Raw genomic sequence first — 24,261 nt, forward strand, 5'->3', positions numbered from 1 at the left:
CGCTATGCCCAAGAAGACACCCGCCGCCCAGCAACCGGTCGCGCGGGTGTTGCCCTTGTTAGGGGTGGCGCACCTCGATCGCGGCTTCGATTACCTCATTGAGGAGGTGGATTCCGACGCCGCGCAGCCGGGCGTCCGGGTGCGTATTCGCTTCAACGGCAGGTTGGTAGACGCCATCTTGCTCTCCCGCAGCAGCGATTCTGATTTTTCCGGTTCGCTCCGCTATATCGAACGCGTCATTTCCCCCTATGCGGTGTACACACCAACCATGGCGGCGCTCATCGAATCCCTTGCAGCCCGCTACGGCGGCGTGCGCTCCGATATCATCCGCACCGCCATCCCGGCGCGCCATGCCAAGGCCGAAGAAGCGGATATTACCACTCCCTGGGAGGAGCTCGGCACGGCAGAGCACCCGGATCTCTCCGCGTGGTCGAGCTACCAGCATGGCGAGTCTTTCGTGGATTCGGTGCTGACGGGAAACATTGCGCGGGCAGCGTGGCAGATCGCACCGGGGTCAGATTGGGCTGGCGCGCTTGCGGCCTTGGGCGCTAGCGTGGCGCTGCAAGGCGGCGGGGTGCTCATGGTTGTGCCGGATCAGCGTGACCTTGACCTGTTGGAAGCGGCGTTTCGTCGCCACCTTTCCGCCAAGCAGATCACGGTGCTCGCGCACAGTACTGGCCCGCAGGCTCGCTACCGCCGCTATCTGTCCGCACTGACGGGGCAGGCGCGCATCGTTATCGGCACACGTTCCGCGGCCTTCGCCCCAGTAAAGAACCTGAAGCTGGCCGTTGTCCTCAATGACGGTGACGATAGCCTGGTGGATAACCTCAAGCCTTACGTCCACACGCGAGAGGTGTTGAGCACGCGCTCCGCGCAGGAAGAATGCAGCTTTATCCTCGCTGGCCACGCGCGCACGGCCGAAGCGCAGCTGCTTGTTGAATCGGGATGGGCACACGATCTTCTCCCAACTCCGGAAGCCCTGGAAGCGGCGTGCCCCGATATTGTTGCGGTGGGTGCGTTCGGTATCAATCTGGCGCGGCACATGCAGGGTGGGACGACGTCGGTCAGCGGCCCAGCCTTTCAAGCCACCCGGGCGGCGCTCGACCGCGGTGAACCCGTCCTTGTCCAAGTCCCGCGCAAGGGTTACGCCCCAATTCTGGCTTGTGGGCAATGCTCATCCCCGGCACGGTGCCGACACTGCAATGGCCCGCTAGGCTTGCCCTCTGCTCGTGGCGCGGCGGATGGGGCGCAGGATTCCGCCGCGCTTCCCACGTGCCGCTGGTGCGGGCGTGTCGACGCCCATTACCGCTGTTCCGAGTGCGGTTCCCCACGGCTGCGGGCCATTGTGCTGGGCTCCGAGCGCACCGCCGAGGAGATGGGGCGCGCCTTTCCCAACACGCGCGTTATCCAATCAGGTGGCTCCACAGTCGTCGACGAAGTCCCTGCCGGCCCCGCGCTGGTGATTGCCACGCCTGGCGCGGAGCCACGCGTTGCCGAGGGAGGGCACTATGGTGCTGCGCTCCTGGTGGAAACCGGGGCGTTGCTGGGCCGTCAGGATCTCCGAGCTACGGAGGATACCTTGACCACATGGGCTGCCGCAGCCACCCTCGTGGCCCCGGCTGCGCAGGGCGGAGCGGTGATCGTTGCAGCAGATGAGCAGCTCCCGCTCGTGGGCTTCTTTAGCCGGTGGGACATGGTGGGAGCCGCGGCGGCCGAGTTGCAGGCACGCCGCGAGGTACGCTTCCCGCCCGCGGTGCACATGGCGGCCGTCGACGGTGCCGATGCCTCGCTCGACGCTTTCCTGGAGCTGGCAGAACTACCGGAGCACGCGGAACTTCTTGGCCCGGTCCCGCTACCGCCCGGGGTGAGCTTGCCTGGCGAATATGACCACGAACGCGGCGGCGAGCCGCAGCGCCTGCTGATCCGCACGCCATTGGGGCCGCGCTCGGAGCTTGGGCAGGCGCTGCGAACGGCCAATTCGCTGCGCAGCGCGCGCAAAGATGTTTTGCCTCTGCGCATCGCCGTGGACCCGATCAACATCGGATAGGCAGAACAGCCGACCCCACCCCTGGAGGGCACGCACTGCTTACTGTGAACTATTCTCGGTGCAGGAGCACTACGGATGGCAATCCCTGCTTACCGTGAAAGACTGCAAACCACGAGGAGTTCATACTATGACCGTGCGCGAGGTTCGCCTCTATGGCGATCCCGTCCTGAGCACCCGGGCCGAGGAGATCACCGAATTCGGGCCATCGCTCGAGCGTCTAGCTCAGGACATGCTGGAGACCATGGAAGACGCCGGGGGAGTAGGCCTAGCGGCTAACCAGATTGGCGTGACCAAGCGCATCTTCGTTTTTGACTGCTCTCACTATCAGCACGGCCTGCGCGGTGCCATCATCAACCCCGAGTGGGAAGCAGTGGGAGAAGACACTCAGCTGGGACCAGAGGGCTGCCTGTCCATCCCCGGTATTTCCCAGCCTACCGAAAGGTTCAATACCGTACGCCTTACAGGTTTCGATCCCCAAGGCCGCCCAGTGTCTATGCTCGCGTCCGGACTGATGGCACGCTGCATCCAACACGAAACGGATCACCTCGACGGAATCTTGTTCCTCAAGCGCCTGAGCGATGAGTTGCGAAAGGAATCCATGAAGATCATCCGCCAGTCGGAGTGGTTCAACGCATAGGCATCAGACTTTAATCAACAATCAACCTCACGAGAGAAAGGCATGCACCCACTGTGCGCATTGTTTTCGCCGGAACCCCCGAGCCCGCCGTCGTGGCTTTGGAGAAACTCATTGCCTCACACCACGACATAGCCGCCGTCATCACCCGTCCTGATGCCCGCCGCGGCCGCGGGCGCACCCTGCACCCCAGTCCCGTGAAGGCGCTGGCCCAGGAACACGGAATCGAGGTTCTTACGCCAACCACACTCAAGCCAGGCACCGAGGACGGCGACGCCCTGCGCGCGCGGTTGGCGGAGATTGCACCGGAGGCCATTCCGGTGGTGGCCTACGGAAACCTGATCACCGAGGATCTGCTGGGCCTCCCAACGCACGGCTGGGTCAACCTGCACTTCTCCCTGCTTCCAGCGTGGCGCGGCGCCGCACCGGTCCAGGCAGCGATTGCGGCCGGCGACGAACGCACTGGCGCCACGACCTTCCGCATCGATCAGGGCCTAGATACCGGGGACATCCTGGCCACCATCGAGGAAGCAATACTGCCCACCGACACCGCTGATGACCTGCTCACGCGACTGGCGTATGCGGGTGGTGACCTCCTTGTTCAGACCATGGATGGACTGGAGGACGGCAGCATTACGCCGCAACCGCAGGAAGGTGAGGCCACCTATGCGCACAAGATCGCGACCGACGACGCCCGCATCGACTGGACCCTGCCTGCTGACGTCATTGATCGCCACATCCGCGCCCATACCCCGGGGCCGGGAGCCTGGACCTTAATGGGGGAATCCCGCCTGAAGGTAGGGCCGGTAAACAGCGTGGCAGCCGCTGAATTCGAGGCGCTCCCAGAGGCTGCCGCAGTGCGCGCACTCCAGCCAGGAGAAGTGCACGTGGCCAGAAATGCCGTCATGGTCGGCACCGGTAGCTCCCCGGTACGTTTGGGCAAGATTCAACCGCCCGGCAAGAAGATGATGAACGCCGCCGATTGGGGCCGAGGTCTTGCTGGCCAAGGCTCTCGTGGCACGGATTCCACAGACACAGACGAGGTGAAGTTCTCATGACCGGAGGGTTTAGGTCCCGCAGCAAGTCTGGTGACCCGGCGCAGCGCGCGGGGACAGGCGCAGAGAAGGGAAAGCAGCAGCGGGGCAGCCAACAGCGTGGAAACTCGCGCGGTGGACGCGACCACAAGGGACGCGGAGGTTATAAGAACACCGGTGCGCAGCGTGACCGCCGAGGCGGACAGCCCCAGACTGCTCACCGCAATCGCCAGAACCCGTCGCTGATTTCCGCGGCACGGCGCAGCGGGGTGGACGTGCCGCGCGCGGTCGCCTTCGAGGTACTGCAGCGGGTTGCGGCGGATGACGCTTTTGCCAACCTCACGCTGCCGAAGGCCGTGAGCACGAACAAGCTCAGCGGCCGCGACGCCGCCTTTGCCACGGAACTGACCTATGGCACGCTGCGCACCGAGGGCGTTCTCGATGCGGTCATCGCTGAATGCTCGTCGCGCGGGCTCGACGCCATTGCGCCCGAGGTGCTCACGGCCCTGCGACTGGGAACCTACCAGGTGCTCTACACCCGGGTGGAGGCGCACGCGGCGGTCGATACCACCGTTCGCCTCGTGGAGACGGCCGGCCACGAGAAAGCCAAGGGCTTTGCCAACGGCATCATGCGGACTATCACCCGCACACCTGCGCAAGAGTGGCTGGACAAGCTAGCTCCGAGCGGAGAGGTCGCGGCGTTGGCTTTCCGCCACGCTCATCCCGAGTGGATCGCCCGCTCCTTCGGCCGTGCGTTGGGACTCCTCGACACCGCTGACGATAATGCGCTCAGCGCCGAGCAGACAGCGGAGCTGGAGCGCGCACTCGAGGCGGACTCTGAGCGGCCCCTCGTGCACCTCGTAGCGCGACCGGGCGAGATATCCGCCGAAGAACTCGCGCTCATTACCGGCTGCGAAGAGGGACGCTATTCCCCTTATGCGGTCTACCTTGAGCAGGGTGACCCGGGCTCCCTCGAGCCTGTCCGTCAGAAATTGGCAGCGGTGCAAGACGAAGGCTCCCAGCTCATCGCACGCGCGGTGACGGAAGCTGAACTTATTGGCGAGGACAGCGGACGCTGGTTGGACCTGTGCGCCGGCCCCGGTGGCAAGGCCGCCCTGATGGGGGCTATCGCTCGCGTTGAGGGGGCGGAGGTCGATGCCGTAGAAGTCTCCCCGCACCGCGCTACCTTGGTGGAAAAAACAGTGGGTGACCTACCCGTGCGCGTGCACCGTGCGGACGGTCGTGCGCCGGGGCTCGACGCGGGATTCGACCGCGTGCTTGTCGACGCCCCCTGCTCCGGCCTCGGTGCACTCCGTCGCCGCCCCGAAGCCCGCTGGCGCAAAGCCGAGTCCGATATCGCGGAGCTCAACACACTGCAGACCGAACTCCTCGAGTCCGCGTTGGCCCTCGTACGCCCAGGTGGTGTCGTGGTGTACTCCACCTGTTCGCCCGACCTGCGCGAGACCCGGGGCATCGTGGACGCTGCCGTGGAGCGCCATGGCGCTGGGGCAGAGATCCGCGTCGAGGAGCTGGATGCGCGCGACGTGCTTCCGGACATGGGGGATCTCGGCAGCGAGCTCTCTGCCCAGATGTGGCCGCACCGTCACGGCACCGACGCGATGTTTTTCGCTGTCCTTCGCCGAGTAGCGGACTAGCGGCGCGTGAGGGACTAGGCTGAGTGTCATGTCTGCACACTCGTCTGGTCCCATTATCTCCCCATCCATTCTGGCCGCCGATTTCACCCGCTTGGGCGAAGAGGTCAAAGCAGTGGCCAACGCGGATTGGATCCACGTTGACATCATGGACGGTCACTTCGTGCCGAACCTGTCTTTCGGCCCGGATATTACGGCGACGGTGGACGGGATTACTTCGCAGACCCTCGACGTTCACCTCATGATCGAGGAGCCGGAGAAATGGGTGGAAACCTACGCCAAGGCGGGCGCTGATTGCATCATCTTCCACGTCGAGGCCGTGGCCGACAAGGACGCGGCCATCGCCTTGGCCCGCAGGATTCGGGACCTAGGGGTGCGCGCGGGCTTCTCGATCAAGCCGGGCACCCCGATTGAGCCCTGGCTGGATGCCCTTGAGCACTTCGACGAGGTTCTCGTCATGTCTGTCGAACCCGGCTTTGGTGGTCAGAGCTTCATGCCGGATCAGCTGGATAAGGTACGCACCTTGCGCGCAGCCATCGATGAGCGTGGCCTCGATGTCCTCATCGAAATCGATGGCGGTATTTCTGTTGAGACGATCCGCTCCGCCGCCGAGGCGGGCTGTGATGCCTTTGTCGCGGGTTCGGCCATTTACAAGCAAGCAGATAAGGCGGCGGCCGTCGAGGAGCTGCGCCGACTGGCCACGCTGTGATTCCACGCCACGATTCTGCTGTCCTATCGCAAGCATTGCGCGTAGCCATGGAGGCCGGCGAGCGGGTTCGCGGTACGACGAGTCCGAACCCGCCGGTCGGCGCGGTGATTCTCGATGCTGCCGGCCAGGTCGCCGGCGTCGGCGCCACCCAGCCCCCGGGCGGGCCGCATGCTGAAGTCATGGCGCTGCGCGATGCAGGGGACAAGGCCCGCGGTGGAACCGCCGTGGTGACCCTGGAGCCCTGCAATCACACGGGTCGTACTGGGCCCTGCGCGCAGGCGCTTATCGATGCCTCCGTGGCCGCCGTGTACTACCTCCACCCGGACCCCACCCCACAAGCCGGGGGCGGATCAGCAACACTGCGCCGCGCCGGAGTCACGGTGGGACAGCTCGCGCCGCCGGAGGGCGTGGACGATGCGCTCGAACCGTGGTTGAGCGCGGTGAGTCTCGGCCGCCCGCACGTCACACTCAAATTTGCACAAAGCCTGGATGGTTTCACCGCCGCGGCGGATGGCAGTAGCCAGTGGATTACCGGAGAGCGGGCCCGCGAGCACGTGCATCGTGATAGGGCGCAGCGCGATGCCATCCTTATTGGAACCGGCACGGCGTTAGCGGATAATCCCTCGTTGACGGCGCGCTACCCGGATGGTTCGCTGCGTGAGCGGCAGCCGCGGCGCGTTGTCATCGGTTCCCGCGATGTTAGCCGGGGCGGGGCTAGTAACCTGGTCGAGCTCGGCTTCGAGCACTATTCCACGCCGCAGGAGGCACTAGATCAGCTGTACGCCAGCGGCGCGCGAGACATCCTTGTCGAAGGCGGCGCAGGGCTAGCCACCAGCTTCATGGAGTTGGGCTACGTCGAGCGTATTCAGGCCTACCTGGGCAACGTCATTCTTGGCGAGGGCAGAGGAGTTCTCACTCGAGCTCTGTCCCAGAATCTGGCCCAGGCTGAGAGGTGGCAGCGCGTGGCGGTTACTGAGCTAGGCGAGGACCTGCTCGTGGAATATAGAAAGCTCAAAGGTTAAAAGATAGGGAAGGGGAGTACTAGCTATGTTTACTGGACTCGTTGAAGAAATTGGCCACGTCGATAGCGTGGAGCCGCAGGGTGATGCCGTGCGCCTCGGCGTCGCCGCAACCACCGTGCTGGGGGACGCCCAACTGGGAGATTCCATCGCGGTCAACGGCGTGTGCCTGACCGTTGCTGAGTTGGGAGAAGGAACCTTCATCGCAGATGTCATGAAGGAGTCTTTGAACCGCAGTTCCCTCGGCGAACTCGAAGTGGGCGCGCCGGTCAACCTCGAGCGTGCGGTGCTCCCGACGACGCGCTTGGGTGGCCACATTGTGCAAGGGCACGTCGATGGCACCGGGACCTTGCTGAGCCGCACACCGTCGGAGCACTGGGAGGTGCTGCGCTTTAGCCTGCCGGCCGAGCTGGAGCGCTACGTGGTGGAGAAGGGTTCCATCGCGGTGCAGGGAACCTCCCTGACGGTATCGGCCTTGTCAGACGGACAGGGAGAGCCTGACGCGGAGAGCTATTTTGAAGTCTCACTCATTCCCACCACGCTGCGCGATACCGTGTTCGGTTCGATGGTGCCAGGCGCTCGCGTCAACCTCGAGGTAGACGTGGTTGCAAAGTATGTGGAGAAAATGGTTCACCCCAACGCCTCCGCCAGTGGCGCGGAGGGATAGAGTAAGTCCTTATGAGCGCTGCAGATTCAGCTTTTAGTTTAGATAGCGTCGACCAAGCCATCGCGGACATTGCGGCCGGCAAGGCGGTCGTCGTCGTGGACAATGAGGACCGCGAGAACGAAGGTGACCTCATTTTTGCCGCTGAGCTCGCCACCCCGGAGCTCGTGGCCTTTATGGTGCGCTATAGCTCCGGCTACATTTGCGCACCGCTGCTCCCGGAGGACTGTGAGCGGTTGAACTTACCCCCGATGTTCGCGGTGAACCAGGACGTACGGCAGACCGCCTACACCGTCACGGTGGACCTGGCTAATGGTTCCACTGGTATCTCTGCCACCTCGCGCTGCGAAACTATCCGCAGGTTGGCCGATCCCTCCTCTAAGCCCTCGGAATTTACCCGCCCCGGACACGTGGTCCCGCTCGCCGCGCGCCCGAATGGCGTGCTCGAACGTGACGGGCACACGGAAGCCGCCATCGATCTGGCTCGCTTGGCAGGCCTTCGCCCAGCTGGCGTGCTCTGTGAGATCGTCTCTGAAGAGGATCCCACGGACATGGCGCGCTCCCCGGAGCTGCGTCGCTTTGCCGACGCCCACGGGCTGACGATGATCTCCATTGAGCAGCTCATCGAGTGGCGTCGCCACAACGAACAGCAGGTTCACCGCCAAGTCGAAACCCGCCTGCCCACCGAGTACGGCGAGTTTCGCGCGGTAGGTTATTCGAATGACGTCGACAAGCGCGAGCACATCGCCCTTTTCGTTGGTGATGTGGAAAGCTATTCCGGTGCCGAGGATGTACCCGTTCGCGTTCACTCTGAGTGCCTTACAGGTGACGTCTTTTCCTCCCAGCGCTGTGACTGTGGTCCGCAGCTGCAGGAATCCCTCCGTGCGGTGCAAGAAGCGGGACGCGGCATCGTCATCTACCTGCGTGGACAGGAAGGACGCGGAATTGGCCTGGTCAACAAGCTCAAGGCCTACCGCCTGCAGGACGAAGGCCTCGATACCGTTGATGCCAACGTGGAGCAGGGCCTGCCGGAGGATGCACGCGAATACTCCGTGGCCGGACAAATCCTACGCGACGTCGGCGTGAAATCCGTGAACCTCTTGACCAATAACCCGCACAAGGGCGAGGGGCTGCAAGGCTTCGGCATTGATGCCACCGCGCGCACAGCGCTGGCTACCCCCGCCACAGCGGAGAACATCAGCTATCTGCGCACCAAGCGTGACCGGATGGGGCATGATCTGCCCCAGGTAGCCGAATGGGATCAGAAACACTCCTAGAGTTGGGGATAAAGCGCTTCAGCGCCCCTAACCATCACGCATTGAGTATCAAGCTTTGAGCACAAGGAGCACACTATGAGCAAGGAAGGCCTGCCCACCCCGAACAATGTCTCCGGGGAAGGTATCCGCGTCGCTGTCGTTACCGCAACGTGGAACGCAGAGATCTGTGATCAGCTGCATCGTCGAGCGCTCGAGACTGCCGAAGCCGCCGGCGCCGCGGTCACGCCCCTGCGCGTGGTCGGGGCCCTCGAACTGCCCGTCGTGGTCCAAGCCGCCGCGCGCACCCATGATGCCGTGGTTGCGTTGGGCTGCGTTGTTCGTGGTGGCACCCCGCACTTTGATTACGTCTGCGATTCCGTGACGCAGGGCCTGACGCGCATCGCGCTCGATGAGTCGACCCCGGTGGCCAATGGAGTGCTGACGGTCAACGATTATGAGCAAGCCGTCGATCGCGCCGGCTTTGCGGACTCTGAAGAGGATAAAGGTGCCGAGGCCATGCACGCAGCTTTAGAAACCGTACACACGTTGCGTACACTGAACGAGTCAAACCAAAAGTAGGCTGCCAAGTGCAACCACGCCGCCTTGCGTATCCGGCAGGGGGAGTGGCCTGCCTCAGCGGAGTGATGAGGAGATGGAAAACTCGATGACGGACTCACAGGTGCCTTCCGGGCACGAAGAGCGGGCACAGTCGGCCCATGCCAACCAGTCCTCCGCCTCTTCGCAGCCGGCTGCGTCGATGGCGGCCGGGGGACCAGGACGCGGCATGAGCGATGAGCAAATGCTGGCCTATACCAGCGCGGATCCTTTCGCCCAGACGTCGTCCAAGCCCTGGGAGTATGAAGTTACCTCTCCCTACCTGCGCAAGGTGGCCATCATCTGGATCATTCTCGTTATGGCCGCGCACCTTTTCATGGGCTTTACGGTGGGTCTGTCCTTTACCGGCGCGACGGTAACGACGATTGATAAGTTCGCTTTCCCCGGCGTCGGCGTGGTGATTTCCATTTTGTCTTGGCTGGCTCTGACTCGCCCGCGGCTGCGCGCGAACTCCGACGGGGTGGAGGTCCGCAATATCGTGGGAACCCGTTTCTACCCGTGGCAGGTCATCTACGGACTGTCCTTCCCCGAAGGCTCCCGCATGGCGCGCATCGAGCTTCCGGACTTTGAATACGTGCCGGTCTGGGCCCTGCAGTCGGGCGATAAGGACGACGTGATCACCAATGTCCGCTCTTTCCGCGACCTAGAAGCCCGTTACATGCCGCAGGATGACTAGTGGCTGATCCCTCTCAGTACCGTCCCGCGCCCGGAAGTATCCCTACAGATCCGGGCGTTTATAAGTTCCGTGATGAGAACCGCCGGGTCGTCTATGTGGGCAAGGCAAAGAACCTGCGGGCGCGGTTATCCAATTACTTCCAGGACATCACTCAACTACACCCGCGCACTCGCCAGATGGTGCTGACGGCGGCCTCGGTGGAATGGACCGTGGTGGCCAGCGAGGTGGAAGCGCTGCAGCTGGAGTACACGTGGATTAAGCGCTTCGATCCGCGCTTTAACGTGATGTACCGCGATGATAAGACTTATCCCATGCTCGCGGTATCCGTTGGGGAGACCATTCCGCGTGCGTTTTTCTACCGGGGCCCACGCCGCAAAGGCGTGCGCTATTTCGGTCCCTATTCCCATGCCTGGGCGGTGCGTGAATCCCTGGATCTTCTCACTCGCATCTTTCCCATGCGTACCTGCGCCAAGGGTGTGTTCAACCGCCACGAGCGCTTGGGGCGGCCCTGTTTGCTGGGGTATATCGGCAAGTGCGATGCCCCCTGCATCGGCCGCGTTAGCCCGGAAGAACATCGCGATACGGTTAACCAACTCATCAGCTTCATGAACGGTAACACCGCACCCGTTCGCAAGCGGGTCACGCAGCGCATGGAGGAGGCCGCGGAAAACCTGGAGTTTGAATTGGCGGCCCGCCTGCGCGATGACTTGGGTGCCATCGACAAGTTGATGGAGCAGCAGGCAGTGGTGTTGCCTGATGGCACGGATGCGGACCTCATTGCGTTTAGCTCGGATGAACTGGAAGCTGCAGTCCAGATCTTCCATGTGCGTTCGGGACGCATCCGCGGGCAGCGCGGCTGGGTTGTGGAGCGTTCCGGAGATCAGGCAACGACTGACGCGGTGCGCGAAGGCGAGCCAGATCCTGGTCTGCCGGCTTTGATTCAAAACTTCCTTATTCAGTTCTATTCTGACGCGGCAGAACGCCAGCGCCTAGAGGCTGAAGAAGACGCGAAGTTGGAGCGTAGGGGAGTGGACCAGGAATCCCATGCCGAGGAGCATTGTGGAAACGCTATTCCGCGGGAGATCTTGGTCCAGGAACTGCCCGATGAAGCCGATGAGGTCAAGATCGTTTTGGAGGAGCTGCGTGGCGCCCAGATCGATCTGCGCGTTCCGCAGCGAGGGGATAAGCGCGCGCTGATGGAGACCGTCGAGCGCAATGCCAAGGAGCAACTGAAACAGCACAAACTCAAGCGTGTTGGCGACCTCACTGCGCGCTCCGCCGCACTCCAGGAGCTGCAGGAAGCACTGGGCATGGATTCCGCGCCGTTGCGCATCGAGTGCACGGATATCTCCCACATTCAGGGCACCGATGTTGTGGCCTCCCTGGTGGTTTTCGAGGATGGGCTGCCCCGTAAGTCCGACTACCGGCGTTATCGCATCAAGGAAGCGGCGGGCGATGGCCGCTCGGACGATGTCGGTTCCATCGCCGAAGTCACCCGCCGCCGGTTTAAGCATCACCATGACGATAAGCGGGCGGTGCCTGACGAAGAGCTAGAGAACACCACCTTCGCTGAGGAGCTGGTGCGCGAAGAGGCGGCGAGCCAGACCAAACGCAGCTCTTATCCGCCTCAGCTCTTCATCGTAGATGGCGGCGCACCGCAGGTGGCAGCTGCGCAAGCTGTGTTTGATGAGCTCGGCATCGTCGATGTAACACTCATCGGTCTGGCCAAGCGTTTGGAGGAGGTGTGGGTGCCTGGTGATGACGAACCGGTGATTCTACCGCGCAATTCGCAGGCGCTATTTCTACTCCAGCACCTGCGCGACGAGGCCCATCGCGTAGCTATTTCTTATCACCGCCAGCAGCGTTCAAAGCGGATGCGCTCCTCCGCCCTCGACGCGGTCCCGGGCTTGGGGCCGCAGCGTCGCACGGACCTAGTGAAGCACTTCGGCTCGGTAAAGAAGCTCAAGGACGCAAGCGTGGAGGACATTGCTGAGGTGAAGGGATTCGGTCCCAAACTAGCTCAGACCGTCTTTGATCACCTTCACGACTCTTAGGAGGGATTCCCACCGTATTCCTAGACCGGATTCCTACCGTGGCAACCACTTAAGTGGTAAGAATGGAGGCCATGACGTTGTTTGATTCTCCGCCCATTTTGATTACCGGCATGTCGGGCGGCGGCCTGACGTCGGCGGCAAAAGTGTTGGAGGATAAGGGCTACTACGTCGCCCACAACATCCCGCCGAAGGCCATCGTTGACCTCTTGAAGCTGTGTGCACGTCCGGATTCTCCTGTAACGAAAATCGCCGCGGTCACCGACGTACGCTCCCGCATGTTCCCTGGTTCTTTGGCAGAAACCTTGGATGAACTAGAGCAGCTGGATATGAAGCCGACCCTGCTTTTCCTCGATGCGCGCGATGACGTACTGATTCGCCGCTTCGATTCGGTGCGTCGCACGCACCCGCTGCAGGACGGTGAAACGCTGAAAGCGGGCATCCAACGCGAGCGCGCCGCCGTGCAATCCATTCGTGAGCGTGCGGACATTATCATCGACACGACGAACTTGTCTGTTCATGACCTACGCCGTGCCATCGAGGCTGCCTTCGGTGACATGCGCGGGGAACGCCAGCACGTCACGCTCCAGTCCTTCGGCTTCAAGCATGGTTCTCCGCGGGACGCTGACCTTGTCGTCGACGTCCGTTTTCTTCCCAATCCTTATTGGGTACCGGAACTGCGGGGCTACCGGGGCACCGATGAGCCGGTGTCGGATTACGTTCTGTCCCAAGACGCCGCTGAGCCTTTTATCGAGCGCTTCATCGACATGTTGGACTCGATGCTCACGGGGTATCGCCACGAGGGGAAGAATTTCATCACCGTAGGCATTGGTTGCACGGGTGGGCACCACCGTTCCGTGGCCGTCACGGAAGAGATCGCCCGCCGCCTTAGCGAGCGCGGAGACTTGGACGTGAGCACCCTGCACCGAGACATCGCCCGCGACTAGGCGCGATACGTATCGAGAAGATTCGTATTCATTCCTTTTATTACATGACTGAAAGCTAGTACTTACGTGACGACTCTCCCACTCCACATGGCTAGCCTGGGCGGCGGCCATGGTCTTTATCAAACCTTGCTCGCTGCTCGCCGCACGGGCGCGGAGGCAATCTCCGCCATCGTCACCGTGGCCGATGACGGCGGTTCTTCCGGCCGGTTGCGCCGCGAGATGGACATTATTCCGCCAGGTGATTTGCGCATGGCGCTCGCCGCTTTATCCAGCGATACGGAGGAAGGCCAGCTGTGGGCCGAGACGCTGCAGCATCGTTTTCAGAGCACCGGTGCGATGGCCGGCCACGCCGTGGGCAACCTCCTCATCGCTGGACTCACTGAGGTGTTGGGGGATTTCCAGGCCGCTCTCGATGCCGTTGCACGCTTGACGGAGTCAGCCGGCCGGGTACTGCCAGCCGTGAACTTACCTCTGGAGATTGAGGCGGATGTTTCCGGGCTTGACGACGACCCCCGTATCATTCGCTCGGTCCGCGGCCAGGTGGCTGTTGCATCGACCGTGGGGCAGGTGCGCCGGGTGCGCATCATTCCGGAGAAGCCTCGGGCCAACCCGGAAACCATTAGCGCGCTCCACGACGCGGACCTGATCACCCTAGGTCCTGGATCCTGGTTTAGTTCCGTTCTTCCACACGTCCTGGTGCCGGATATCGTCGACGCGATTACCTCGTCGGATGCTCTCCGCGTGGTGGTGCTCAATCTTTCTGCTGAGCCGGGTGAGACCCAAGGTTTTTCTGCCGAGCGCCACCTGCATGTCCTAGCGCAGCACGCCCCGAGCCTGCGGGTAGACCGCGTTATCGTTGATGCATCCGGGCTTCCGAACGAGTCGGAGCGCGTCTTTGTTCAGCGCGCCGCCAGTGTTCTGGGCGCTACGGCAGTCTTCCGAGACGTGTGCCAATACGACGAGGACGGAAGGTCGATTAATAAGCACTGCCCAGACAAGCTGGCGCAGGTGCTCACCGAGCTTTACACCGAGTATGCCGCCGAACGCGATGCCACAGCGGGAGCCCCAGACACTCATCGCGGTTAAGCGCGCGATAGACTATGGGGCATTCATCGTTCACCGCCGCGTCTCGCCCACGCCAATCTGCGCGGTGCGCTACGTCCACGAGTTGAAAGGGGAGGCACGAGGTGTCTGCGTCATTGACCGATCAGGTCAAGGAGGAACTTACGGCGGTGTCCGTGCCGCGCCAGTCCGCCCGCGCGGCGGAGGTTGCCGCGATCCTCAGGTTCGCTGGCGAGCTCCACATCACCGGGGACCGCGTGATGTACGAGGTGGAACTGGAGTCGCAGAGCGTAGCGAACCGCCTCGTCACCGCACTCGATGAGCTCTATTCGATTTCCGCCAGCACCCACGTCGCTGGGCCTGCGGCTTCGTCCAAGAAGAGTCGCGTGCAAGTGCGCATCACCACCGGTGCCAAGGAACTGACCAGACGCCTTGGTTTGGTAACACGCTCCGGCCACCCCGTGGTGGGTTTGCCTCCACAAGTCATCTCTGGTTCTGTAGCCGATAATGAAGCAGCCTGGCGCGGCGCCTTCTTGGCGCAAGGTTCCTTGACCGAACCGGGCCGCTCCTCAGCGCTTGAGGTGACCTGCCCGTGCCAGGAGGCTGCACTCGCTCTTGTCGGCTGCGCGCGCCGTTTGGGCGTGGCGGCGAAGACAAAGGAAACGCGCGGCGCGGACCGCGTCGTCGTGCGCGACGGCGACGCCATTGGCGCGCTCCTGACCCGTATGGGCGCCCAAGAGACGCGCCTGACATGGGAAAAGAAGCGCATCCAGAGAGAAGCCCACGATACGTCTCGCCGTCTCGATAATTTCGATGATGCCAACTTGCGCCGCTCTGCCCGCGCGGCCGTGACGGCTGCAGCACGCGTCGAACGCGCGATGGTCATCTTGGGCGATGACGTTCCGGAGCATCTCGCGGATGCCGGCCGCTTGCGCGTGCAGCATCGTGAAGCCTCTTTGGAAGAGCTCGGCCGTTTGGCTGATCCGCCAATGACTAAGGATGCGGTGGCCGGGCGCATTCGGCGCCTTTTGTCTATGGCGGACAAGCGTGCCAAGGAGCTTGGGATCCCAGATACGACGAAGGCCGTCACTGAGGATCTTTTCGAAGAGTCCTAGTTACTCGTGCCCGTTCGGGCATTAGACCGGGTATCACGCCCGATTTCCGTGCGGCTGTTGCCGCATTTCTTTTTGGATTAATCCGCTCTTTTTTGCTTTAGTGAGATATCCCACCCCGCAGTGAAAGTCCCCAACATAATCCCACACAAACGGGCATAACTGCAGGTGTATAGCTCGAGGGTTGTCTCAAATTCTCTGCGACGGCCCAACCACTATACGCCTCTTTTTGGCCTCGTGCGACCACTCGCGTTGGGGACGGTCAGGAGCACTGCGGGATGCAGAAACCGTGGGTACTATCGGCCGTGTTGGGAAAACCACCGAGCACGTCACGGAAGTGGCAGGGGCAACGGTTCCGCAAGAACGGTCCACCGCACTGCCTATAAAGACAAAGTCTCGGAAGCCCCCACGATAGAACTTCACTCGATTATTTGAGGAGACATTACAGTGACCATTCGCGTAGGTATCAACGGATTTGGCCGCATCGGCCGCAACTTCTTCCGTGCAGTCGCACAGGGCAACAATGACCTCGAGGTCGTCGCAGTCAACGACCTGACCGACAACGCAACCCTGGCCAACCTGCTCAAGTACGACTCGGTTCTGGGCCGCTTCGACGGTGAGATCCAGCACGACGACGAGTCCATCACCGTCAACGGTCACAAGATTGCAGTCTCCGCAGAGCGCGATCCGAAGAACCTGAACTGGGGCGAGCACAACGTCGACATCGTCATCGAGTCCACCGGTTTCTTCACCGATGGTGAGGCCGCCAAGGCTCACATTGAGGCCGGCGCCAAGAAGGTCATCATCTCTGCTCCGGGCAAGAACGTCGACGCAACCTTCGTCTACGGCGTTAACTCCGATGAGTACGACGCTGAGAAGCACAACGTCATCTCCGCCGCATCCTGCACCACCAACTGCCTGGCCCCGATGGCCAAGGTCCTGCACGAGAAGTTCGGTATCGAGAAGGGCCTGATGACCACCATCCACGCCTACACCGGTGACCAGCGCATCCAGGATGCCCCGCACCGCGACCTGCGCCGCGCCCGCGCCGCAGCCGTCAACATGGTTCCGACCTCCACTGGTGCAGCAAAGGCCGTCTCCCTGGTTCTCCCGGAGCTGGAGGGCAAGCTCGACGGCTACGCAATGCGCGTTCCGACCATCACCGGTTCCGCCACGGACCTGACCTTCCAGGCATCCCGCGACGTCACCGCTGAGGAAATCAACGCTGCTATCAAGGAAGCCGCCACCGGCGAGTTCGGCGAGACCCTGGGCTACACCGAGGATCCGATTGTCTCCACCGACATCATCACCGACTCCCACGGCTGCATCTTCGATGCGGGCATGACCAAGGTTTCCAACGGCAACTTCGTCAAGGTCCTTGGCTGGTACGACAACGAGTGGGGTTATACCAGCCAGCTCGTGCGCACCACCTCCCTGGTTGCCTCCAAGCTCTAAAACTGACTCTTTAGAATGACCACAGTGAACCAAGCTGTGATCGCCTGTGACAGCTCCACAGGCTAGACACCGGCCCATGCGCCACGCCTCACCCTCCATAATTTCGTGGCGTGCGCTGGGCCGATAGTCGTTTATAAGGAACCAGCACACTTTCCCATTGAATAGCATTAACCTTTAGCTTGAGTACCTACTTTTAAGGAGAACATCATGGCTTTCAAGACTCTGGACGACCTGCTCGCAGAAGGCGTCTCCGGCCGCCACGTCCTCGTCCGTTCTGACTTCAACGTCCCACTTGATGATGAAGGAAACATCACCGACTCCGGCCGCATCACCGCTTCCTTGCCCACCATCAAGGCCTTGATTGAAGGCGGTGCGAAGGTCATCCTGTCGGCGCACCTGGGCCGCCCGAAGGGCGAGGTCAACCCGAAGTACTCGCTGGCCCCAGTAGCAGAAGCTCTGTCTGAGGCACTGGATCAGTATGTCGCCCTCGCCGGGGATGTCAGCGGCGAGGACGCCCACGAGCGCGCTAACGGTCTGAACGAGGGCGATGTCCTGTTGCTGGAGAATGTCCGCTTCGATCCACGCGAGACCTCGAAGGACGAGGCAGAGCGTGGCGCCTTCGCTGACGAACTCGTCGCCCTGGCTGCAGACAACGGCGCCTTCGTCTCCGATGGTTTCGGTGTCGTTCACCGCGCGCAGGCTTCCGTGTACGACGTGGCCAAGCGCCTGCCTGCTTACGCCGGCAAGCTCGTGCAGAAGGAAGTGGAAACCCTGGCGGCGGTAGCAGAGAAGCCAGAGCACCCGTATGTGGTTGTTCTTGGCGGCGCCAAGGTATCCGACAAGCTTGGTGTGATTGAGGCGCTCGCCGGTAAGGCCGACAAGGTCATCATCGGCGGCGGCATGTGCTACACCCTCCTGGCAGCACAGGGCTACAACGTCCAGAACTCCCTGCTGCAGGAAGACCAGATCGACAACTGCAAGGAGCTGCTGGAGCGCTTCGGCGATAAGATCGTCCTGCCGGTCGACCTCGTCGCTGCCACCGAGTTCAATGCCGATGCAGAAAATAAGGTTGTGGGCCTCGACGGTATCCCGGAGGGATGGATGTCCCTCGATATCGGACCGGAGTCGGTGAAGAAGTTCGATGAGGTCATCGCTTCCTCCAAGACCGTCTTCTGGAACGGCCCGATGGGTGTGTTCGAGATGGAAGCCTTCTCCAAGGGCACCGCAGGTGTGGCGCAGTCCATCATCGATGCCACGGCCAAGAATGGTTCCTTCACCGTCGTGGGTGGCGGTGACTCCGCAGCTTCCGTCCGACTGCTCGGCCTCGACGAGGACGGCTTCTCCCACATCTCCACCGGTGGTGGCGCTTCCCTGGAGTTCCTGGAAGGCAAGGAACTGCCGGGCGTCAAGGTCCTGGAATCCTAATCAACCATCCTCCCAACACAGTCTGACTTCGAGAAAGGCTAATCATGGCACGTACCCCGCTTATCGCTGGTAACTGGAAGATGAACCTCGACCACAAGGAAGCTATCGGCTCCCTCCAGAAGTTCGCTTTCTCCTTGCCGAAGGAATACTACGAAAAGGTCGACGTGGCTTTCATGGTCCCGTTCACCGACATCCGCACGGTCCAGACGCTTGTCGACGGCGACGACCTGCAGTTCACCTATGGCGCGCAGGACATCTCCAAGCACGAATCCGGCGCCTACACCGGTGAGGTATCCGGCAAGATGCTCTCCGCCCTGGGCTGCTCCTGGGCAGTGGTGGGCCACTCCGAGCGCCGCGAGTACCACGGCGAAACCGACAAGCTCGTCGCAGAAAAGGCCGCGGCAGCGTTGGCCAACGGCATCAGCCCCATCGTGTGTGTCGGCGAGCCCTTGGATGTCCGCGAGAAGGGCACTCACGTCGATTACGTGGTGACCCAGACCCGCAACTCCCTGGAGGGCCTGTCCGCTGAGGATCTGGCAAAGACCGTCATCGCTTATGAACCTGTCTGGGCTATCGGCACCGGCAAGGTTGCTTCCGCTGAGGATGCACAGGAAGTGTGCGCAGCTATTCGTCAGCTCGTCCGCGAGCTCGGCGGCGACGAGGTTGCTGAAGGCATCCGCATCCTCTACGGCGGCTCCGTCAAGGTGGACTCTATCGCGGAGATCGTGGGCAAGCCCGACGTTGACGGTGGTCTCGTCGGCGGCGCCTCCCTCAAGGGCGAGGAGTTCGCCAAGCTGGCGGCTAACGCCGCCCAGGGCGCCTAATCTCCCCGCATCCTGCCGTGGCGGGTCGGAATAGTTTCTGGCCCGCCACGTGGTGTATCATCGAGGATTATTGCGCGCTGTCTTCGCGCCCTTTTTCCCACGCGTGACGGTGGCTCACCACGGTGATTCACTAACGCGCGTCATACTCACTGTACATACGCGTAAACAAGGAACTACTTCATGATCTTGGCACTGGAAATCCTCCTCGTGATTGCCGCAATCTTGATGACTATCTTCGTGCTGCTGCACAAGGGTAAAGGTGGTGGCCTGTCGAGCCTCTTCGGCGGCGGCGTACAGTCCAACCTCTCTGGTTCCACCGTGGTAGAGAAGAACCTTGACCGCTACACCGTGGTCATGGTGGTTATCTGGCTTGCCTGCATCGTGGCTCTGAACCTGCTGCAGGCTTATAGCTAAAAGGTCCCGCCGCACACATACGCCAAACGCCGCGTCCCTTCTCCAATAAAGGTGAAGGACGCGGCGTTGTAGTTTTCATTGGCGGCCCTAGAGAAGCCGCCGGGGAGCTGTTGTTAGAGACGCTGCGCGGCATCGTCGCTTAAGAACAGCAGCGTTTCCTCAGTGCCCTGAGCACCTGCGGCCGGCCAGTCCTCAGCCGCAGCGCCAGCCACGAGGTGGGAGACAGCCTCGGCCTTCTCCTCACCGGAAACCAGGAACCAAATGCGCTGGGAGCGGTTGATGGCCGGGTAAGTCAACGTCACGCGCTCAGAAGGCGGCTTGGGGGAGTCGTGGACCGCGAAGGCATAATCGGTGTCTTCATAGACCGCTTCTGAATGCGGGAACAGGGAGTTAATGTGGCCTTCGTGACCCATGCCCAGCAGGTGAATATCGAAGCCTTCCGGCGCAAAGTCACGGATCTCGCCCTCATAGGCTTGTGCTGCGTGCTCCATGGATACGGCTCCCAGGTCATAGCCGTGAATGTGGCGCTCCGGGATATCCACGTGTGCCAAGAGAGCCTCACGGGCTTGGCCCTCATTAGAGTCCGGATCGCTTACCGGCACGTTGCGCTCATCGCCGAAGAAAACATGGATGCGCGTCCAGTCCACAGCCAATGCTGGGTAGTCGCTGCCTTGCTGTTGTGCGGCGTCGTGAAGCCGTGCCAGCTCGCGCAGCATGCCGATTCCTGCTCCGCCACCGGTGAGCACGACGCGGGCGACACCATCCTTGTGGAGGCCGCCGCCTGGGGCTTGAATCGCCGCAACCGTCTCAATAAAGGCGAGTGCGGCGGAGGATATGAGCTCGTCGATGTCGCTAACGCGGCGAAGCGTGACCATGGTGCAGAAAGATCCTTCTGAATGATGAGACTAGGAAACGATGAAATGATTATGCCTACACACTGTAGTCCACGCGGGCTAAGGCGCGGAGAGCGTGAGCGTATGTCTTATCCGCATCGAGATGGCGGAGTTCTTCCGAAAGCACTTCTGCTTCGGAACGCACCGCGAGGCTAACGAGTGATTCCGGGGAGCCCGGAACACTGACCTTCACTGTCGCGGGGTCCACAACTGTGACGCTGACATCGGCAGTGGGACGATGGAAAACCACCGAGGTAATCGGGAAAGTACCCGCCGCGCAGTCCGACACGGTACGGGTAACGGGGACGGAGAGGGCGTCGAGAAGCCAGCCGGCAGCAAAGTCGACGGCGGCGTGGTGCTCGGCACCGGAGATCTTCACAGAGGTGATCGGCTCGTGCGGGAACCTGTCGAGGGCCGAAGCGACGATACCGCGCCAGAGGGTGATGGCGCCCCACGACATGTCGGAATCTCCGGGCTTATAGCCAGAGGAGAGCACGTGGAGGTCGTACTGATCGACTCCACTGCCGAAGGCAACGTTGGTAATACGGCGCTGGGCCAGCGCACCGATCGGAACAGAGGACGGGGACGGCGGGCATGCCGTAGGCCACCACGCCACGATTGGTGTATCGGGAAGAAGCAGTGGAGTCACTACCGCTTCTGCCTGATCCGCGAGGGCGCCATGCAGGTGCATGACGACGATCTCAGAGGCACCCGCTTCGCCACCGACGCGCAACTCGGCGTCGAGCCGAGTGTCCTCGTCGAGATTTCCAGTAGCGATGACGATGACACGGGAAGGGTGCTCGTGGGAGGCATCGCGCACCGATGCGAGCAGGTTGTCCAGGTCATCGCCCTCTTCGGTCATGACGATGAGCGTGAGGACCCGGCCGGTCGTGAGCGTGTAGTGCTCCTGCATCTCTACAAGCTTCTTAGAGATCTTGCGCGTCGTCGTATCGGGCAAGGGGATAATCATAAGGCCATTCCTCCTAAGGACCTACGGACGGCGCCAGGAATGACCCCGGCGGCGCAGCATTCTATTAGCGGACTCCGGCCCCCACGTGCCAGCGCGGTATTGCTCCGGCTGTCCGATACTGGACCAGTACTCAATGATGGGGTCGAGGATGGACCACGACAGCTCCACTTCCTCGTTGGTGGGGAAGAGGGAGGACTCGTCCAAGAGGGCGTCGAGAATCAGGCGCTCATAGGCCTCCGGCGATTCTTCCGTAAAGGCCTCGGCATAGGCGAAGTCCATGTTGACGTCACGCACCTCCATGGTGGAGCCCGGAACCTTGGAACCAAAGCGCATGGTGACGCCTTCATCAGGTTGGACGCGGATCACCACGGCATTCTGACCCAGCGCATCGGCTTGGCCCTGATCAAAAGGCTGGTGCGGGGCGGTCTTAAACACCAGTGCAATCTCGGTTACGCGGCGGCCCAGCCGCTTGCCGGTACGCAGGTAGAAAGGAACGCCCGCCCAGCGACGGGAATTAACCTCGAGGGTGCACGCGGCATAGGTCTCCGTCGTGGATTCCGGATCGAATCCTTCCTCCTCCCGCAGGCCCTTGACATACTCTGAGCCCTGCCAGCCGGCGGAGTACTGGCCGCGGGCGGTGGTCTTGTTAAGCGGGTGCACCGCATTGGTAGCGCGCAGCACCTTGATCTTTTCCGCCTGGAGCGCCTCTGGGTCGAAGGAGGAGGGTTCCTCCATGGCGACGAGGGCTAGTAGCTGCAGGAGGTGATTCTGGATGACGTCGCGCGCAGCGCCGATGCCGTCGTAATAGCCGGCACGTCCGCCCAATCCGATGTCTTCGGCCATCGTGATCTGCACGTGATCGATGTAGTGCGCGTTCCACATCGGCTCGAAGATCTGGTTGGCAAAGCGCAGCGCCATGATGTTCTGCACTGTTTCCTTGCCCAGGTAATGATCGATGCGGAACACCGAAGACTCCGGGAAGACGGCATTGACGATCTCATTGAGCTGGCGCGCGGAAGCCTGATCGTGGCCGAAAGGTTTTTCAATGATGACGCGGCGCCAGGAGCTTTCCGTGCTGTCCGCCATGCCGACGCGCTCTAGCTGGTGGCAAATATCGGAGAAGAACTCTGGCGGAACCGAAAGATAATAGGCCCAGTTTCCACCGGTGCCGCGGGAAGCGTTGAGCTCAGACAACCGGGCGGAGAGCCTATCAAAGCCAGCGTCGTCGAAGTTGCCTTGGACAAACTCGATTCCTTTGGCGAGGTGCTCCCACACATGCTCACTGAAGGTCGTTCGGGCACCCGCCTCGGCGGCCTCGCGGACGTAGTCGCAAAAGGCTTGCTTGTCCCAGTCGCGGCGGCCGTAGCCCACCAGCGTGAAGCCGGCGGGCAGCAGCCCTCGGTTGGCTAGGTCGTAGATGGCAGGGAGGAGCTTCTTGCGCGCCAAGTCACCCGTGACGCCGAAAATCACCATGCCGGATGGCCCGGCGATACGTGGCAGGCGTTTGTCCTTCGCGTCGCGCAACGGGTTGACCCACGCGCTGGTAGTGCTCACTAAGTGTCCTTTCGGTCTGTGTGAGATAAGTCCAACAGCTCAGCATAGCGACACGCGCCCCGCCGGCCACAGTTGCATGGCCGTTGGTGGCGCGCGCCGATGGTGAGCACTTAAAACCTCATGCTCTTTTAGGAGAGGCGGTCTGTCATCGAGGCAAGCAGTTCCTCCCATGCATCGACGAACTTGTCGACGCCCTCCTGCTCGAGCACGGTGAAAACATCGGCGAAGTCGATGCCGACAGCCTCCAGCTGTGCCCATACCTTCTCTGCGTCGTCAGAAGCTTCAGTCAGCGTATCGCCGTGCAGGTTCCCCTGCGCAAGAACCGCATCAATGGTCTTCTCGGGCATCGTGTTGACGGTCTCCGGCCCAGCGAGCTCGGAAACGTACAAGGTGGCAGGGTAGTCAGGGTTTTTGACTCCCGTTGACGCCCACAGTGGCCGCTGCGGGTGGGCACCGGAAGGCAAGTCGCTACCGTTGTCCTTGAACTCCTTCAGGAAAAGCGCATAGGCGCGTTGGGCGTTGGCCACGCCGGCCTTTCCACGCAGCGCGAGGGCTTCATCAGAGCCGTTCAACTCGAGGCGCTTGTCGACTTCGGTGTCCAAGCGGGAGACAAAGAAGGAGGCCACGGAGTGAATAGTGGAGACATCCTTACCTGCTTCGGCGGCGCGCTGAATTCCCTCCTTGTAGGCGGCAATCACCTGCGCGTAGCGCTCGACAGAGAAGATCAGGGTGACGTTGACGGAAATACCTTCTGCCAGAGCATCGGATATGGCGGGAAGGGAACCGTCGGTTGCCGGGATCTTGATCATGAGGTTGGGGCGGTTGACCTTGGACCACAGCTCGCGGGCCTGTGCCAAGGTTGCCTCCGCATCCGCAGAGATTCGTGGATCAACCTCGATGGACACCCGCCCATCCCGGCCATCGGTTGATTCATAGATCTCGGTGAAGAGATCGCAGGCATTGCGGACATCGTCGATGGCGAGCGAGTACACCGCGTCGTCCGCGGTAGCGGACTTTTCCTTTAGCTCTGCGATGTCGGCATCGTAGGAGGTGCCGGAGGACATTGCGGCAGCAAAAATTGCCGGGTTCGTGGTAACACCCACGATGGACTTGGTGTCGAGGAGTTCGCGGAGGTTGCCGGAATCCAAGCGCTCGCGGGAGAGATCATCGAGCCACGTCGAGGTACCGAGACGGGCGAGCTCATCAATATGTGTCATGGTGTGTGCAGGGTCCTTTCGTAATGGACAG

The 24,261-nt window shown here is 61.9% G+C and carries 22 protein-coding genes; 18 read left to right on the top strand and 4 right to left on the bottom strand.

Annotated elements, in window-relative coordinates:
• Positions 1 to 4 precede the first annotated feature (4 nt).
• The 18 genes from FME68_RS00915 (at position 5) to secG (ending at position 19,596) form a co-directional block, all read left to right on the top strand.
• Positions 5 to 2,047, top strand: coding sequence for a primosomal protein N' (locus FME68_RS00915; protein WP_158395435.1), 2,043 nt, complete (start codon positions 5 to 7; stop codon positions 2,045 to 2,047).
• A 127-nt stretch (positions 2,048 to 2,174) separates the two neighbouring features.
• Complete coding sequence (def, locus tag FME68_RS00920) at positions 2,175 to 2,684, top strand: peptide deformylase (RefSeq protein WP_158395437.1); 510 nt, start codon at positions 2,175 to 2,177, stop codon at positions 2,682 to 2,684.
• A 53-nt stretch (positions 2,685 to 2,737) separates the two neighbouring features.
• Positions 2,738 to 3,739 carry a methionyl-tRNA formyltransferase gene (fmt, locus tag FME68_RS00925; RefSeq protein WP_328287666.1) on the top strand — a complete coding sequence of 334 codons (1,002 nt, stop codon included), beginning with the start codon at positions 2,738 to 2,740 and terminating at the stop codon, positions 3,737 to 3,739.
• Complete coding sequence (locus tag FME68_RS00930; protein WP_158395439.1) at positions 3,736 to 5,370, top strand: RsmB/NOP family class I SAM-dependent RNA methyltransferase; 1,635 nt, start codon at positions 3,736 to 3,738, stop codon at positions 5,368 to 5,370. The genes fmt and FME68_RS00930 overlap by 4 nt, the downstream gene beginning before the upstream one ends.
• Positions 5,371 to 5,398: 28 nt before the next feature.
• Complete coding sequence (rpe, locus tag FME68_RS00935; protein WP_158395441.1) at positions 5,399 to 6,076, top strand: ribulose-phosphate 3-epimerase; 678 nt, start codon at positions 5,399 to 5,401, stop codon at positions 6,074 to 6,076.
• Positions 6,073 to 7,098, top strand: coding sequence for a bifunctional diaminohydroxyphosphoribosylaminopyrimidine deaminase/5-amino-6-(5-phosphoribosylamino)uracil reductase RibD (ribD, locus tag FME68_RS00940; protein ID WP_328287667.1), 1,026 nt, complete (start codon positions 6,073 to 6,075; stop codon positions 7,096 to 7,098). The genes rpe and ribD overlap by 4 nt, the downstream gene beginning before the upstream one ends.
• Before the next feature lie 25 nt (positions 7,099 to 7,123).
• Positions 7,124 to 7,762 carry a riboflavin synthase gene (locus tag FME68_RS00945; RefSeq protein ID WP_144013160.1) on the top strand — a complete coding sequence of 213 codons (639 nt, stop codon included), beginning with the start codon at positions 7,124 to 7,126 and terminating at the stop codon, positions 7,760 to 7,762.
• Positions 7,763 to 7,773: 11 nt separating this feature from the next.
• Positions 7,774 to 9,036, top strand: a complete 1,263-nt coding sequence (locus tag FME68_RS00950; protein ID WP_046649096.1) for a bifunctional 3,4-dihydroxy-2-butanone-4-phosphate synthase/GTP cyclohydrolase II — start codon at positions 7,774 to 7,776, stop codon at positions 9,034 to 9,036.
• Positions 9,037 to 9,111: 75 nt separating this feature from the next.
• A complete protein-coding gene (ribH, locus tag FME68_RS00955) occupies positions 9,112 to 9,594 on the top strand; it encodes a 6,7-dimethyl-8-ribityllumazine synthase (protein WP_158395443.1) in 483 nt (160 codons plus the stop codon).
• An 85-nt stretch (positions 9,595 to 9,679) separates the two neighbouring features.
• Positions 9,680 to 10,306, top strand: a complete 627-nt coding sequence (locus FME68_RS00960) for a PH domain-containing protein (RefSeq protein WP_046649098.1) — start codon at positions 9,680 to 9,682, stop codon at positions 10,304 to 10,306.
• Positions 10,306 to 12,360: an excinuclease ABC subunit UvrC gene (gene uvrC / locus FME68_RS00965; protein WP_328287668.1), complete on the top strand. Its 2,055-nt coding sequence runs from the start codon at positions 10,306 to 10,308 to the stop codon at positions 12,358 to 12,360. Before FME68_RS00960 ends, uvrC begins: the two co-directional genes overlap by 1 nt.
• Positions 12,361 to 12,422: 62 nt before the next feature.
• Positions 12,423 to 13,304, top strand: coding sequence for an RNase adapter RapZ (gene rapZ / locus FME68_RS00970; RefSeq protein ID WP_070511748.1), 882 nt, complete (start codon positions 12,423 to 12,425; stop codon positions 13,302 to 13,304).
• Positions 13,305 to 13,391: 87 nt separating this feature from the next.
• Positions 13,392 to 14,390, top strand: a complete 999-nt coding sequence (locus FME68_RS00975) for a gluconeogenesis factor YvcK family protein (RefSeq protein ID WP_158395608.1) — start codon at positions 13,392 to 13,394, stop codon at positions 14,388 to 14,390.
• 101 nt (positions 14,391 to 14,491) lie between these two features.
• Positions 14,492 to 15,481 carry a DNA-binding protein WhiA gene (gene whiA, locus FME68_RS00980; RefSeq protein ID WP_328287669.1) on the top strand — a complete coding sequence of 330 codons (990 nt, stop codon included), beginning with the start codon at positions 14,492 to 14,494 and terminating at the stop codon, positions 15,479 to 15,481.
• 444 nt (positions 15,482 to 15,925) lie between these two features.
• Positions 15,926 to 16,933: a type I glyceraldehyde-3-phosphate dehydrogenase gene (gene gap, locus FME68_RS00985; protein WP_046649103.1), complete on the top strand. Its 1,008-nt coding sequence runs from the start codon at positions 15,926 to 15,928 to the stop codon at positions 16,931 to 16,933.
• Positions 16,934 to 17,140: 207 nt separating this feature from the next.
• On the top strand, positions 17,141 to 18,358 hold the full coding sequence (locus FME68_RS00990) for a phosphoglycerate kinase (protein WP_102233912.1): 1,218 nt from the start codon (positions 17,141 to 17,143) through the stop codon (positions 18,356 to 18,358).
• A 44-nt stretch (positions 18,359 to 18,402) separates the two neighbouring features.
• On the top strand, positions 18,403 to 19,182 hold the full coding sequence (gene tpiA / locus FME68_RS00995) for a triose-phosphate isomerase (RefSeq protein WP_046649105.1): 780 nt from the start codon (positions 18,403 to 18,405) through the stop codon (positions 19,180 to 19,182).
• Positions 19,183 to 19,362: 180 nt separating this feature from the next.
• Complete coding sequence (secG, locus tag FME68_RS01000; RefSeq protein WP_046649106.1) at positions 19,363 to 19,596, top strand: preprotein translocase subunit SecG; 234 nt, start codon at positions 19,363 to 19,365, stop codon at positions 19,594 to 19,596.
• 113 nt (positions 19,597 to 19,709) lie between these two features.
• On the opposite strand, the gene pgl is transcribed toward secG, so the two are convergent.
• The 4 genes from pgl to tal all read right to left on the bottom strand — a co-directional run bounded on the left by pgl (position 19,710) and on the right by tal (position 24,230).
• Entirely contained in the window at positions 19,710 to 20,471 is a 762-nt protein-coding gene (gene pgl, locus FME68_RS01005; RefSeq protein ID WP_046649107.1) for a 6-phosphogluconolactonase, read from the bottom strand.
• A gap of 55 nt (positions 20,472 to 20,526) precedes the next feature.
• On the bottom strand, positions 20,527 to 21,459 hold the full coding sequence (locus tag FME68_RS01010) for a glucose-6-phosphate dehydrogenase assembly protein OpcA (RefSeq protein WP_158395446.1): 933 nt from the start codon (positions 21,457 to 21,459) through the stop codon (positions 20,527 to 20,529).
• A 21-nt stretch (positions 21,460 to 21,480) separates the two neighbouring features.
• A complete protein-coding gene (gene zwf / locus FME68_RS01015) occupies positions 21,481 to 22,932 on the bottom strand; it encodes a glucose-6-phosphate dehydrogenase (protein WP_369816149.1) in 1,452 nt (483 codons plus the stop codon).
• 209 nt (positions 22,933 to 23,141) lie between these two features.
• Complete coding sequence (tal, locus tag FME68_RS01020) at positions 23,142 to 24,230, bottom strand: transaldolase (protein ID WP_102233915.1); 1,089 nt, start codon at positions 24,228 to 24,230, stop codon at positions 23,142 to 23,144.
• Positions 24,231 to 24,261 lie beyond the last annotated feature (31 nt).

The sequence above is a fragment of the Corynebacterium hiratae genome (genome assembly GCF_009708045.1).
Classification (GTDB): Bacteria; Actinomycetota; Actinomycetes; order Mycobacteriales; family Mycobacteriaceae; genus Corynebacterium; species Corynebacterium hiratae.

Excerpts from the sequence above, each read along its gene's own strand:
- ribH (WP_158395443.1), top strand. The coding sequence starts at position 9,112 with ATGAGCAAGGAAGGCCTGCCCACCCCGAACAATGTCTCCGGGGAAGGT.
- FME68_RS00990 (WP_102233912.1), top strand. The coding sequence starts at position 17,141 with ATGGCTTTCAAGACTCTGGACGACCTGCTCGCAGAAGGCGTCTCCGGC.
- pgl (WP_046649107.1), bottom strand. The coding sequence starts at position 20,471 with ATGGTCACGCTTCGCCGCGTTAGCGACATCGACGAGCTCATATCCTCC.
- rpe (WP_158395441.1), top strand. The coding sequence starts at position 5,399 with ATGTCTGCACACTCGTCTGGTCCCATTATCTCCCCATCCATTCTGGCC.
- zwf (WP_369816149.1), bottom strand. The coding sequence starts at position 22,932 with ATGGTGATTTTCGGCGTCACGGGTGACTTGGCGCGCAAGAAGCTCCTC.
- FME68_RS00945 (WP_144013160.1), top strand. The coding sequence starts at position 7,124 with ATGTTTACTGGACTCGTTGAAGAAATTGGCCACGTCGATAGCGTGGAG.
- FME68_RS00960 (WP_046649098.1), top strand. The coding sequence starts at position 9,680 with ATGACGGACTCACAGGTGCCTTCCGGGCACGAAGAGCGGGCACAGTCG.
- FME68_RS01010 (WP_158395446.1), bottom strand. The coding sequence starts at position 21,459 with ATGATTATCCCCTTGCCCGATACGACGACGCGCAAGATCTCTAAGAAG.
- tpiA (WP_046649105.1), top strand. The coding sequence starts at position 18,403 with ATGGCACGTACCCCGCTTATCGCTGGTAACTGGAAGATGAACCTCGAC.
- FME68_RS00975 (WP_158395608.1), top strand. The coding sequence starts at position 13,392 with ATGGCTAGCCTGGGCGGCGGCCATGGTCTTTATCAAACCTTGCTCGCT.
- rapZ (WP_070511748.1), top strand. The coding sequence starts at position 12,423 with ATGGAGGCCATGACGTTGTTTGATTCTCCGCCCATTTTGATTACCGGC.
- tal (WP_102233915.1), bottom strand. The coding sequence starts at position 24,230 with ATGACACATATTGATGAGCTCGCCCGTCTCGGTACCTCGACGTGGCTC.
- FME68_RS00915 (WP_158395435.1), top strand. The coding sequence starts at position 5 with ATGCCCAAGAAGACACCCGCCGCCCAGCAACCGGTCGCGCGGGTGTTG.
- secG (WP_046649106.1), top strand. The coding sequence starts at position 19,363 with ATGATCTTGGCACTGGAAATCCTCCTCGTGATTGCCGCAATCTTGATG.
- FME68_RS00950 (WP_046649096.1), top strand. The coding sequence starts at position 7,774 with ATGAGCGCTGCAGATTCAGCTTTTAGTTTAGATAGCGTCGACCAAGCC.
- FME68_RS00930 (WP_158395439.1), top strand. The coding sequence starts at position 3,736 with ATGACCGGAGGGTTTAGGTCCCGCAGCAAGTCTGGTGACCCGGCGCAG.
- def (WP_158395437.1), top strand. The coding sequence starts at position 2,175 with ATGACCGTGCGCGAGGTTCGCCTCTATGGCGATCCCGTCCTGAGCACC.